Origin of the sequence: Aeromonas sp. QDB56 (assembly GCF_027705505.1) — a bacterium.
GTDB lineage: Bacteria > Pseudomonadota > Gammaproteobacteria > Enterobacterales > Aeromonadaceae > Aeromonas > Aeromonas caviae.
In genome coordinates, this window is record NZ_JAPDBZ010000116.1 from 1 (window position 1) to 13107 (window position 13107).

Annotated in this window: 10 protein-coding genes; 8 read left to right on the plus strand and 2 right to left on the minus strand. The window is 54.0% G+C overall.

The window, feature by feature from the left end; all coding sequences use genetic code 11:
* Positions 1-316 precede the first annotated feature (316 nt).
* Together OKB81_RS15640 and OKB81_RS15645 are read right to left on the minus strand one after the other, a co-directional pair.
* Entirely contained in the window at positions 317-1336 is a 1020-nt protein-coding gene (locus OKB81_RS15640) for a Fic family protein (protein WP_102948588.1), read from the minus strand.
* Between the two features lie 270 nt (positions 1337-1606).
* Positions 1607-2074, minus strand: coding sequence for a hypothetical protein (locus tag OKB81_RS15645; protein WP_270805308.1), 468 nt, complete (start codon positions 2072-2074; stop codon positions 1607-1609).
* A gap of 78 nt (positions 2075-2152) precedes the next feature.
* Here OKB81_RS15645 and OKB81_RS15650 point away from each other — a divergent pair, with 78 nt between their 5' ends.
* The 8 genes from OKB81_RS15650 to OKB81_RS15685 all read left to right on the plus strand — a co-directional run.
* Entirely contained in the window at positions 2153-3943 is a 1791-nt protein-coding gene (locus tag OKB81_RS15650; protein WP_171865412.1) for a UvrD-helicase domain-containing protein, read from the plus strand.
* Positions 3944-5093: 1150 nt separating this feature from the next.
* Positions 5094-6182, plus strand: a complete 1089-nt coding sequence (locus tag OKB81_RS15655; RefSeq protein WP_171865413.1) for a toprim domain-containing protein — start codon at positions 5094-5096, stop codon at positions 6180-6182.
* Between the two features lie 111 nt (positions 6183-6293).
* Positions 6294-7349: an AAA family ATPase gene (locus tag OKB81_RS15660; RefSeq protein WP_161507894.1), complete on the plus strand. Its 1056-nt coding sequence runs from the start codon at positions 6294-6296 to the stop codon at positions 7347-7349.
* Positions 7350-7611: 262 nt separating this feature from the next.
* Positions 7612-8574, plus strand: a complete 963-nt coding sequence (locus OKB81_RS15665; protein WP_161507895.1) for a DUF3150 domain-containing protein — start codon at positions 7612-7614, stop codon at positions 8572-8574.
* A 61-nt stretch (positions 8575-8635) separates the two neighbouring features.
* Positions 8636-10552: a VWA domain-containing protein gene (locus tag OKB81_RS15670; protein WP_270805309.1), complete on the plus strand. Its 1917-nt coding sequence runs from the start codon at positions 8636-8638 to the stop codon at positions 10550-10552.
* A 206-nt stretch (positions 10553-10758) separates the two neighbouring features.
* Positions 10759-11829: a hypothetical protein gene (locus OKB81_RS15675; protein ID WP_114523107.1), complete on the plus strand. Its 1071-nt coding sequence runs from the start codon at positions 10759-10761 to the stop codon at positions 11827-11829.
* Positions 11830-11842: 13 nt separating this feature from the next.
* Positions 11843-12358 (plus strand): hypothetical protein, encoded by a 516-nt coding sequence (locus OKB81_RS15680; RefSeq protein ID WP_161507897.1) that lies wholly within the window; start codon positions 11843-11845, stop codon positions 12356-12358.
* 101 nt (positions 12359-12459) lie between these two features.
* A partial coding sequence (locus tag OKB81_RS15685; protein ID WP_270805310.1) for a hypothetical protein occupies positions 12460-13107 on the plus strand: 648 nt, incomplete at its 3' end.

Below are 13107 nucleotides of genomic sequence, written 5' to 3' on the forward strand. Positions count from 1 at the left end.
GGCGATAAAATCAGATCACAATCGAAGCCATTTTTATATCTATTTCAATTGGTTGCTGCTAAAGATCCTGTACATGAGCTGACCTATAGGAGTCTATCCATTGGGATGTGGGGCAAGTATCACAGTATCTGATTATCCCCAATGGAGATCTTACACCTTGTGGTGTTAGTGAGATAAAACAGAGAGTTACTGCGCCCCTTTTGTGCGCAAATGGGGTTCGTTGCGCTAGGGTTTACTTGGCTGGTTGTATGTTTACTGATGCGACCCGGAAGCTGGGCGGCTGTAGTAACACACTCGGTGGCATTAGCAAGCTGTCCTATGACAACACTTCCCAATGCCCACCCTTGCGCGGACCAACAAAGCGTAATCGTCCCGCCTTAACCAACGCCGCCGCCGCCCGCTCCACCGTGCTGGTCGATCTGCCTATCCGCTCGGCTACTTGTGTCAGGGTCAGGGCAGGCTCGCTCGCCAAGATCGCCAACACTGCATCCGGTGTTTTTACCCGCATTTCTACCTTCATTTCTACCGGCGTTTCTACCCGCGTTTTTTCCAGCTGTGTGAACTGTGATGCCGGTTGCGCGGCAATCGCCTCGGTCAACGCATCTCGCAGCGCCTCTAGCAGAAACAGAATAAAATCGGTGCAGTCACTCAGCCTGTCGGCCTGACTTAATTGGTGGTAGTAGTGCTCTTGGCGCTCTTTGATGATCGCTTCCACCGGCAGGAAGGCCATCACTGGTTGCCAACGGCTCAAGATCACCGTTTGCCACAAGCGTCCCATACGGCCATTTCCATCGGAAAAGGGGTGGATAAACTCCAACTCGTAGTGCAAGGCACAAGAGGCGATCAAGGGATGGGCCTCTGTTTCTGCCAACCATTGCATCAGTTGTTCCATCAGACGCGGAACCTGAGTCGCGGGGGGAGCCATATGCACTAATTGCTCACCTCGATAGATGCCGACCCCACTGCTACGCCATTGCCCTGCGTCATCGCATAACCCGTGCATCAAACGTCCATGGGCCCTGAGCAAATCTGCAGAAGAGGTAGGGGCCCAAGCCGACATTGCTTCATAAGCGGCAAACGCATTGCGCACCTCCTGGATCTCACGGGGTAATCCCAGTACAGGTTTGCCGTCGATCACTGCCGTGACTTGATCCAGGCTCAGGGTGTTGTGCTCGATAGCCAGGGATGCCTGGATGGTGCGGATCCGGTTTTCCCGGCGTAGCATGGGCACTTGCGAGCTCTGCGTCGAGCGCCATTGCCCCACCAATTCTGCGATCTCCGCCACCCGGCTCAACATGGCGTGGGTCAGGGTGAAGGGAGGGGAATAGGCTGCCATGGGGGACTCCGACTGAAACGATTGCAAATGCGAAGGCTCAGAGATTATCAGATCGGGGGCAAGACCAACACGCCGGCGTATCTTTGCGAATTCTGTGATAAGCGGTATGCGATGTTCTATGACGGGGTGCGATTTGTTGCGAACTTGCGGTGTTACTCGCTCCATCTGCTTGCTATTTCATGCAATGAGATGCAAACGAGTTCCTTTGATTTAAAATCCCTCGACGTTCGCGTCGTGCCGGTTCGATTCCGGCCTCGGGCACCATTAAAATCAAAGACTTACGAAGGCCACTAGCGATAGTGGCCTTTTTGTTTTTGCGTCAATGCCCACACTTGGTCCACACGACCTTATTTCGATTTCAAAGGCCCCCTTTATCTGTCGCGGGGTCAGCTTTTCGACAGAATAGATCGCGGTGCGATTCTGTGCGGACAGCATCACCGCATGTTCAGACCCGCACAACTCATAAAAATCGCCTTCTAGGGGTGCTGTGATCTCGGGCTCGCGCTCAGCCAGGTAGAGCTGCGGACACTCACTGGCATTCACCCCTACGGTGAACAGGGCCAGCAGAGCCGGTGCCACAATCCGTCGAACCAAAGCAGTACGCTGGCCAAATTCAACGCCACAGACACTGCAAGTGCAGTCATTGGCTGACTCCACCAAGCCATAGAACGAGTGACAGAAGCGCAAGCCACTCGCTTTATTGCCAGTGAACGGGATGGCGGGTATCTTGCTCAGCATAGCGCCTCCATAAACGCATTTAATTGGCCGTGATTGCCATCTTAGAGCATTCTGGTTAGCAACTGAACAGGATTTCTCATGCTGTCGAGCGAACAAGCCATCATTGCCGACGCGGTCGTGTCGCGCACCGGTAACAACCTGACCGTCGCCCTGCCAGGGTCCGGAAAATCGACCACCTGCATAGCGGGACTGGTGAAATTATTGGAGCAAAACCGCAAGGCTCGGCCCTGGATGGTCACCTTCACCCGCGCCGCCACCACCAGCATTGCCAATAAACTACGCCTGCTGCTCAGTAAAAAGGACTTCGACCGGGTTGGGGTCTCCACCTTCCACGGCATCATCCTTGAGCAGTACAAGACCCTGCCCAAGCAGTGTGACCTCATCATGGATGGACGGTTTGAGGGCAAGGTCAGCGAAGCCATGATGGCCTGCGGCTATATGGGTGAGCACGACGAAGCCAAGCAGACCATCGACCTTGAAACCCGCCAGCTGAACATGGACGTCAACACCATCTCCACCATCACCCGCACCTACCTGAGTGTGCTGGAAGAGCGCAATCTCATCGACTTCAACCTGATGTGCAGAGAAGTGGTGTTTGGTCTGCGCAAGGGCGCAATCAAGCGGCTCGCCATCACCCACATGATCGTGGACGAGTTCCAAGACACGGACGAGGTCCAATTGGCCTGGATGGAAGAACATGCGCTCAGCGGGGTGTCCATCACCGCTGTCGGTGATGATGACCAGAGCATTTATTCTTTCCGGGGGGGACTCGGCTTCAAGATCATGTCCCAGTTCACCGAGCGCTTTGATGCCAAGACCTACTACCTCTCTACCTGCTACCGCTGCGGCGGCGACATCCTGAAGGCCGCTGAGCGCATCATCACCACCAACCAGGGACGGATCCCCAAGGAGATGAAGGCGGCCGCCGACCACGCGGGCAACGTGACCATCATTCAAGCCGCAAACCGCGAGCTCTCCTATGAGAGCCTGGTTGAGAACATCACCCGCCACACCGGCAGCTGGGCAGTGCTGGCACGCACGGGTTTTCATCTGGACAAGATTGAGCTGCTACTGCACAGCCAAAAGATTGCTTGCCGGAGGACAGCGGGCCGCTCGATCTGGACCACCTCCACCGGAGATAGCTTGCTGCGGGTGTTCAGAATGATCCTCAACCAGAACGTGGATGACAGCGCTCATTACGCCCTGACCGCCCTGATGAAGTTACAGGGGGACGACCTCAACGAGTTCGAAAAGCGGGGAGCCATGAACATCTCGGCGGCCCTGTACCTGCTTCCCGAGAGCAAGGGGAAGCAGCTGCTGCAGGTGGTGACGACGGTCTTTGCCGACACCATCAACCCGGTCTTTATCAAGCGCAACATAACCCTCCTGACTGCAGCCATTGAGCAGCTGGTCGAGGAGAAGAAGAACCTCGCGATTGCACGGAGCATCCTCAAGATCTTGGAGGAGAGCACCGGCAGCTGGCACGAGCGGCTGACCATGTTTGTCGGCAGGCTGACGCCGACGCGGGAGAACAAGGAGCTCAAGCTGGAGCCTACCGTCGTGGTACTCACCACCCTGCACGGCTCGAAGGGGCTGGAGTGGGACAATGTGGCTATCGTGGACTGCAACGTGAAAAGCATCCCCAGTCCCAAGGTCGATACCGAAGAGGGGATCGAGGAAGAGCGCCGCCTGATGTATGTCGGGATGACGCGGGCTATTCATCGCCTCGAACTCCATACCCACGGGGAGCGGTCCCACTATCTCGATGAGCTGCTGCTGGACCGCCTGCTGCCGGTTAAATGGGTGCGCTATCTGGCCGATCCGAACGAACCGGGCTACGGTCCCTTTTCTGACATAAACGCTGCATGATGGCTTGACAGGGTAAAGTTGTGCAAATATGTTAGTCGTGAGGCTACCCTTTGCCCGCATACTCCGCCCTCTTGGGCCATCGGCTCCACCAGCTGTCGTCCTCCCAGGACATCAGCACTCATGTGAAGCCCCGCGCTTTGCGCTGTGACAGTGACCCCACTCCCCAAGCCTGCCGCTTTACGCTGCCACAGGGTTTGAAGGACTGGGGCTATTGTCATGCGTCGCACTTACCCTTGGTCACACAGACCAAGCCCGGTTTCCCCAATCGTGTTGAATAATCTTCTCAAGCATATATTGCTTGTTTAGTGCTTTCTTCACGCAAGTTTAAGCGTTCCTTGTCAATCAAACGCGGCGTCCTGTAATCGCAGTACGTGACAGTAACGAGTTGTTAGTGAAAACATCACAACGCACCTCGCTGCTTGCTTTAAGAGTCCGTTGCCCTCTCAAAACCGCAACACCTGCAGTACCCTTCCTTCTGGAACCATCGAAACTACATTAATCTCAGCGATACACTACTGTCGTCCTGCCTTGCGATGATGACTGCTCCGGCTTTCTCTCCCAAGGAAGTGTTGACCTCAGCTAAGTTCCGCTGATTGAGCTCTGTGTTATTTCGATACCACCCCCATCCCTTTCGGATATTCCCCCCCTTCTGGTCCTATATCTCCATCTAGGAACCCGGTCTTTCTAATGGTCTCTCTTTCTGGTTGCTTGTGACTTGCTCACTTCGCACACCCAGTCACGCTAGACCGTTCCAAATTCCAAAAAGCAAAGCAATACCTTACCACCCGGATTGTTCGTCGAGCCTTGTTCTCAGCGATACACTCCTGTAGTCCTGCCTCGTGGATTTAACTGCTTCGGCATTATTCCCGAGGAAGTGTTGACCTCAGATAAGTTCCGCTGATTGAGCACTGCAATACCAACCATCCATCCTTTTGGATACCCACTCGCTGAGTATTTCACTCATTGAGTAACCCACTAATACCTTTTGGTAATTAACGCCTTCTGGCAGGAGTTTTATATGAAAAAGCTGATGAAGAAGTTCGCAAAGATGTTCAGTAACAAGCATGTGCAACCGCTGGCTCCAATGTATGACGAGGGTTTTTATGACACTCCGAGTTACTTGCGTGCTAAGAAATAATGTGGAGGTTTTATGAGTATCATTCAACAAGCGTGGGATCTTGTGTCTTCTCGCGGTGGATGGTCTTCTGTATATACGCTTTATCCAAGCGTTATGCAGGCCGCCACAAAGTCTCAGGTGCCCTGCCCATTTACTGGCAAAGGCGATACTAAATTCAGGCTCTATAAAGATTGGGAAGATTCAGGCGCTGGTTTTCATAACGATCTCGGTCGTATTCCTAGTGGAATTGATATGATCATGCACCTTGAACCCTCCTGTGAAAATAACCCCGGTAAAGCTGCCAAGCACATCATCAAATTGCTCGGCGGTACAGTTGCTCCCACCCAGGTCAAACATGTTGTTTCCAACCGCGTTCCCATCCTCCACGAGGATGAGATAAAGAAGCGTGCTGGAACTCTGCGTGCCCTGATGAACAGTGCTCAGCCCTCCGCTGGTCACCGTCTCTACAAGAGTTACTGCGAAAGCCGTGGCATCCCTGCGATACCGTGCGCTGATCTGCTCGTTGCAACCAATGTTTACCACCGCGACGAACACGCCACCGTGTCTCGCAAAAACGCCATCCTTGGAGTCATGAGAAAGCCAGACGGTTCAGTTGCTACTGTCCATCGGCTCTATCTTGATGAAAACGGTCATGGCATCAAAGGCGCTCATCGCAAGATGATGTTGCCTCCTCCGTGCCAGAAAAAAGAACTGTTGGGCTCCGCCATTCGTCTCGCACCGACCCGTAAAGGACCGCGTGGGAACATCTTGGCACTCACCGAAGGCATCGAGACTGGACTTGCTGTAATGGCTGGCTCTGGACTCCCTACCTGGTCGTGTTACTCAACTGCTCTGCTTGAAGCCGTACAGATCCCCAAAGAAGTCGAGAAAGTGATCATATTCGCTGACTACGACTACAACGGTGGAGCTGGACTTGATTCTGCTGAAACACTGGCGGTCAGATTACGGCAAGAAGGCTTCTGTGTTCGGATCCTCGTTCCTATGGAACCCCCAGGATTCGACAAAGAAGGTAAGAAAGGCGTTGATTGGTTGGATGTCTATAACTGTTCACGTCGTGAGTTTGTTAAACAGGTACGCGAGTGCTTGTTGCTAGACCTCTGATTACCCCTTAGTTGAATTAAGCCCTTTGGCTATGACCCCCTCTCTGACTATTCGGCCAGAGATCCAAACCTTTTGGTTATGACAATGTCCCTTTCGGACAAGGAGATTTATATGAACGCTACTAACGTTGTTACTCTGGACCCTGTTGTTGTTGATACCCCAGTCTTCGGATTGGAAGCTGCAAATATCAGGTTGCCAGAGCTCGGAATTGCATTCCCAGCTATTCACTGCGCTAACCCAGGTAAATATGCCGGACTCGTTCCAGCTGCTCCGCTCAATTATGTGGTGCCAGCTATGGAGTGTAAGAAAGCATTGATCTGGGCCAGCTCTCCATCCATGAGACAGTCCCTGCTTCTGCGTGGTGAAACCGGTACAGGTAAAACTGAACTGGTCACTTACCTCGCTGCTCGACTTGGTATTCCGCTCGCACGAGTTGAATGCCACGGCTCGATGACTCCCGACATCCTTGATGGCGGCGTCAGATTACTTCCAAACCCGCAAGGCGATGGAGTGATTACGAAGTACGTTTTGTCAGACATCATGAAGATCTATCGTGATGGTGGCTGGATACTGTTTGACGAGGTCGATAAGGTCTCCGATGAAGTCACCAGTCGCTTACACGCAATCTGTGATGGCAAATCTGTCACCATACCTGAAACCGGTGAAGTGATTGATAAGCACCCAAACACTCGTGTGTGGGGCACTTCCAACACTATCGGTGATGGTACTTCAGTCAGGTATTTGTCCTCCCGTCCTCTCGACGCTGCGTTTCGCGCACGTTGGGCTGGAATAGAGGTTAAGTACCTTCCTGCATCTGAAGAGTTGAGAATGCTAGAAATGGCTTTCCCTCGCTTCAAAAAAGGCTTTTTGACCGCAATGGTTAGACTTGCCAATGAGTGTCGCGATGCGGCTCTCGGTCCTGAACGTGATGGGAATATTGACCGTCCTATGGACAGCATCTATAGCACCCGCGCTCAGCGCAACGTGCTGGAAGCTGCCATGGCGTTCGGTTCGAAAACTCCCCTCATCGAGGCTATCAACTTCGCCTACCGCGATATGTTGAGCCAAGCCGACCGTGAAGTGTTTGATGGCATCTGCCAGAGAATACTGGGTATGAACTTGTCTACAGACCTCACCACCACTGGTGATCTGAACAATACCCTCTAAGCAGTCTCCCCCCGGCAAGCCCCTCCTGTTGTGTCCCTCACATTAGTCAGCAATGGCTAGTGCGATTGATCACACCCAGGAATCGAAGCCCGCTGCAATGTTGCAACGTGTTTCACCCCCTGTTCTCTCGGACAGGTAAACCCCTACTCCAACGGACGATGCCCCATCAGTCAGACATGACTGATGAGATTTGGCACGTCCGGCGGATATGAAACCCCAGCGCTGTGCGCTCTCTATTCGCTCTGCGAAAAAGGAAGATCTTATGAACGATTCAATGGAAGTGTTGATGAAAGTTGGTTTTGCTCTGGTCCAAAGCCCCATCAAGCGTGGGTCTGACGGCAAGGCAACTCTGAAAGGTGCAGAAGCAGTGCTGAATGGCAACCACCTGAACGGTGATGCCATCAACGCTGGCTCCGTCGTCTGGTTCCCAGGTGACAAACTGCGCTTCAAGTCGACCGTGTATCACGCCATCGACCGGTTAATCCAGTCTTACGGCGTTGCATGGGGAGCAGGTACCTTGGTACCTCTCGCCAAACTGGATCAACTGATCCATGAGTTTGAGATAGAGAAGGGACGGTTCATGAATGAGGTTGATTTGCTTCAGCCGGTTTACGATCGCTTGATCGACGACCACAAGAGCAAACAACCTGCTGCAGTGCAGAGTGTTATTGATGCAGTGCGCTTGCCTTGGGATACCTTCCGGGCAACGTTCAAGATCCACATGCCGACTCCGTCGGTCTTCCAACCTCTCACTGACGACCTCAATGGTTGTGCCAATGAGATTGTCGACACGGCGATGGATGAAATATCCAAAGACGCGCAAGGCATGATCAATAAGCTGCTCGGTAAATCTCAGATCGACCCCAAGTCGATTAAGCCCATCAAACGGCTTGCTGAGAAGTGCAAAGACTTCGCGATACTGCACCCAGCTTTTGGGTCGTTTAGCGATGCCTTTGACACCCTGGCCGCCACGCTTGTCCCGCCCCTGGTTGGTGACAAGCAAATGAACGTGCTCGCATACCTCGGTGTGCTGGCAGACCCACAGGCAATCAATACCTGGATGACCAACAACCAGGCTGAAGTCGATGGCGATCTGCTTAACAGCATCTTCAATCCAGCAGGTACCACTTCGGTAGCACCTGCACCCGTGTTCACCCCGGCCACTGTTGCAGCACCAGCTGTAACGGTTGACGGTGGATACGATTGGGAATCCTTTGGGATTTAACTATGCCTTCTGGCCATCAACCCTCCTTAACCGGAGGGTTTTTTTTTCAAGGAATGAAATCATGAAAAAATTAAACCTGCGGGTTCTGAGCACCTTGGGTTCCACCGTTGGCGGAGCAAACACCAAGGTAGTAACTGGCCATGGCACCTACTGCCAACAAGTTGGCCATAACTGGGTGATCACGGTTGCCATCAACCAAAACATGACCGAACAGGACATGCTCTTGGTGGACGGCTACATCGACCATGAATGTGGTCATGTCCGCTTTACCGACTGGGACGTGGTGAAAGCCTCGTATGCTGCCGGTAGCACTGTGAAACACCTGACCAACATCCTTGAGGATATTCGGATCGAGGCTCTGATTGGTCTGCGCTACAAAGGCGCTGCCATCAACCTCAATCGCATGGTGCAGAAGCTGTGCGAAGGTGGCGATATGTGGTCTATGCCCTCCCAAGGCATGGGCCTGACCTCGCTGGTGTCCTGCTTCTACCTCTACGGTGGGCGCTATCACCTGCTCAAGCAGTTGGCCATGAAGGAGAGATCCGAACTGGCTTTCTCCCTGCTGCAAGGTCGCGTCAGCCCTGAGCTTCACGCGAAGTTCGTGGAAGGCTTTGTCCGGCTGAGCAAGATCAGTTCTTCCCAAGGCGCTCTCGTTTTGGCCCTCGACATTGTTGATTGGTTGAACGAGGCGAAAGAAGAGGAACAGCAGCAGAAAGAGCAGCAACAGCAACAGCAACAGCAACAGCAACAGCAACAACAGCAGTCTGACTCTGAGGAATCGGAAGATGAAGGCGACGGTGCTGATGGTGACGCTGATGGCGATGCCGAAGGCGATGATGCTGAAGGTGAAACCGATGGTGATGCCGAAGGCGATGATGCTGAAGGTGATACCGATGGTGATGCCCAAGGCGATGCTGACAGTAAATCCGATGGTGATGCCCAAGGCGATGCTGACGGTGAATCCGATGGTGATGCCCAAGGCGATGCTGACGGTGAATCCGATGATGATGCCCAAGGCGATGCTGACGGTGAATCCAATGGTGATGCCCAAGGCGAAGCTGACGGTGACGCAAGCGGTGACACTGACTCTCTGAACGGTACCGGCAACGGTCCGAGCGAGGGTGATACACCTGACCGTAACTGGTTCGACGATTGTGGTGACGAGATCATGCCGGAGGATATTTGCTCTGGTGTGGCCAAGCGCATGAACGCTCGATTCGAGGAAACGTATGAGCCCGGCACACTGGATCCCTTCGTGGATTCCATGGTGCTGACCCGCTACATGACCCCGAACAAGTGCCAGTACGAGATCAACCAACGTGCAGTGCAATCAGCTCAAACTTCATTGAAGAAATGGTGCGCGAGCTTTACCACCAGCAAAACCACTGCTCGTACCTCGGGCAGCAAGCTCAACGGGCGTCGGTTAGCTGGTATCCCTGCGGGCAATCTGCGGGTGTTTGAGCACAGTACCCGTGCAAAGACCCCCTCTGCTGCCGTGCAGATCATGCTGGACACCAGTGGATCCATGTGGCCTGTCACTCACCAACCGGCGGGTGTGGCCTGTGCCTCCCTGGTTAAAGCTCTGCAAGGTCTCAAGGACTTCGCGGTGTCTGTTATCCAGTTCAATGACGATGCAAACCTCGTTCATGACTGGGAGACCCGCGGACAGTTGAGCCAATTGTCCTGGCCAAATGGTTGCACAGAGACGGCGCAAGCCACCTTTGCTGCAATGGGAAATCTGGCTCACCGGAAGGAAGACACGAAGATCGTGTTCATCCTCACCGATGGCTATGGTGACCTGCGGGACGTCGTTCCTGCCGCACAAGAGCACGGCTGTGTGATTTGTGCCATTCGCTTTGGCGATGGTAACGAAATGCTGCACGGTCTGGCTCCTGAGCTCCAACCCTTCTGCGCTGACCTTGAACATCTCCCCGAGATGTTCGCTGAGGTTCTGCAGATGGTCATGGGCCGCAAGTAAACACGCCACCAGCCCACTACTCACCCCACCGGGTGCAGTCGTGGGCCTGGCGTCATTCCGTGACCCTCATCGGTCACACCCCCACTTAAGCACGCACCAGGCTGGTTCACCCTGAATCGGCCAATGCCTGCCTGTACCTCATCGCCATCCGGCGATACGACATTTCCCTTCTGGAATTACATGCCTTTTGGCAATGGAGCAATTCAATGAACACTACCGCACTGAAAACCGAAATTGGTGAGCTGGACTTCCCCGTAGCACCCTCCTTCGTGATGGACTTCGAGGATTTCATAGTCAAGCAAGAGGGCAATACCCTCAAGGTCGGCTATTTGGCTGACGATCTGGATGGTGAAGACCCGATGGTATGTTGCGATGGTCAGGGACACCTGTTCACCGCACACCGTCACGCACGAGACGAACACCCGCACATGCAAGAAGCGCTGGCTCTGGATGCCGACTGGCAGCCAGATTTGGAGCTGTTGAGCAACGGGGGCCCTGCCGAAGATGCGTTCCGTAAGGAATGGATACGGCAAGCCTCTATCCGGGCCGAATTTTGTGTTTGGGCTGAGTCCACCGGTCGCAAGACCGAATCCACAACCGCGTACCTCAAGCGCCGTGCTACCGCTTTCTGGAAGCAGCAGGCCGCTGGTGGGAGCGTGAGCGGGAAAGACCTCTGGGACTTCTCGTTCTCTTTGGAAGTGGCGACCGATGTGTGGAGTGATCTGGTTGCTCGCGGCGTCATTGGTAACCGTGACGCTGTATCACTCGATTGCTATGAGCACTCAGGCACGCTGTGGAGTATCAGTGGGACGCATAACAGCTGCCACTGGGATACCGCACGTAGGGCTGGAGTCTGGGTACCCGATGAGCTCGCTCTCGACAATATCAACCACAACGAGTCCATCTATGCCTTCGGCAACATCGAAGACATGGGTCGTGGCAAAGGATGGAAGGTAACAACGGGAGAGAGTGTGGAACCGGAGTTCGCTACCTGGGCAGATGCGTGGACTTGGCTCGTGAAGTTCGCCTCTGGCAAAACGGCTACCGCCGCCATGCTGGAGACTGGACGCGACCGGGCTCGGACTGCGCTGTGTCAAAACGTGCTCGATGAGTACAACGCTTATCTCGCTGGCGAATGCTATGGGATTGTCGTAGCGACGTTCGAAAACGTAGGCACCGAAGATGATCCTGAATGGGAAACGGGTGTGTCTGACGAGGTGTGGGGCTATATCGGGACAGATTGGGCAGTTCAAGCGCTCAATGCCGAGTTCCACTGAGGAGGGTGACATCATGCCGAGTAAAGCTGAGATCAGGGCCTGCCCTGATCTGATTGCCGACCTGGCGGTGGAACCTACCGCTTCTATGTCAGATTTCCTGGCCCGCTTACCGGCAGACTCTGATGACGTCGACATCGACATCATCACCGTTCTGCTGGAGCAACAGGACTACATCAACCAGTGCCGACAAAAGGTGATAGACGACATCGTTGCCAGAAACGGCGGCGATGCGTGTGGCCTGGAGTTGAGCCGTGGAGGAGATCGTGCAGACCTAGCCTGTGTGTTCCCCGAACCGCGCTATAACGGCGGCTATCGGCTCTCTTTCTACGACAGCCATGGCCCGCAAAGCCACATGTGTTACACCACCCCGGAAGAAGCTCTGAGAGACGCCATCTACATGGGCTATCGCACGCTTATTCCCGGCGAGCTTGATCGGCTCACTGAAACCAGTACCTGGCAACGGGGACTGGCCATGGTGACCGACCTGATGCGCCAACTCATGTCTAGCAGTACCTCAAAGGCTCACTGAGCCACCTAACGACCTTCTCGGTCATCACCGCCATTTTGGCATTTTGACGACGCAAGACACCTCACCTCGTGAGGTGCCTTTGTCGTGCATGGAGCACCCCTATGAGCAACTTCAAAGCCTACACCCTTGATAGCCAGACCAACTTTGTCTTCGAGGGTAATAACCAAGACTGCGAACAGTTCGTTACTTCGCTGGTAAAGCAAATGTCCGCCTCAGTACAAGGCTATGCGAATTTCGCTGTGCTTTGCGACGGTCAGATCGCTTTCACGCTGCGCTTCTATACCGCAGCTGGACAGCAAGCCTGCACTGTTAGAAATGTCGACGCCAAAACGCTGAAAAGCGAAGAGGAACGGGTAAACCGGGCGTATGCGCTCTTCTCGTATGCAGAAGAGTGCCGGATGAAGGGTCGTTACACTTTGGCTAATCGCGCTCTTAACGACGCGATGGCCTTTGTTGCAAGCCCTCTCTCCCACCCCAAAGCACGCACGCTGAGTAGCCAAGCTACTCGCCTGTTGGCTCAGGGTGTGGACGCTGTCTGTAAGATCCAGACCCCGCTGGCCGAAACGCTGGTGAGTTTGGAGCAGTTGGAAGTCATGGCTGATTTGGCTCGCATAGAGGGTGACCTCCTGGCGCTGCACTTCAAAGCCAAACACGACCTCTTCCAGGGGGATACAGGGCTGACGCATCAGTGTTTATACTTTGAACAACCCCATACATTCGAACAAATATTGTTCATTCAGACAGCAGAG

Bases quoted from the DNA above. Each gene is read 5' to 3' on its own strand.
- OKB81_RS15680 (WP_161507897.1), top strand. From the start codon at position 11,843: ATGCCGAGTAAAGCTGAGATCAGGGCCTGCCCTGATCTGATTGCCGAC.
- OKB81_RS15645 (WP_270805308.1), bottom strand. From the start codon at position 2,074: ATGCTGAGCAAGATACCCGCCATCCCGTTCACTGGCAATAAAGCGAGT.
- OKB81_RS15675 (WP_114523107.1), top strand. From the start codon at position 10,759: ATGAACACTACCGCACTGAAAACCGAAATTGGTGAGCTGGACTTCCCC.
- OKB81_RS15655 (WP_171865413.1), top strand. From the start codon at position 5,094: ATGAGTATCATTCAACAAGCGTGGGATCTTGTGTCTTCTCGCGGTGGA.
- OKB81_RS15670 (WP_270805309.1), top strand. From the start codon at position 8,636: ATGAAAAAATTAAACCTGCGGGTTCTGAGCACCTTGGGTTCCACCGTT.
- OKB81_RS15650 (WP_171865412.1), top strand. From the start codon at position 2,153: ATGCTGTCGAGCGAACAAGCCATCATTGCCGACGCGGTCGTGTCGCGC.
- OKB81_RS15660 (WP_161507894.1), top strand. From the start codon at position 6,294: ATGAACGCTACTAACGTTGTTACTCTGGACCCTGTTGTTGTTGATACC.
- OKB81_RS15665 (WP_161507895.1), top strand. From the start codon at position 7,612: ATGAACGATTCAATGGAAGTGTTGATGAAAGTTGGTTTTGCTCTGGTC.
- OKB81_RS15640 (WP_102948588.1), bottom strand. From the start codon at position 1,336: ATGGCAGCCTATTCCCCTCCCTTCACCCTGACCCACGCCATGTTGAGC.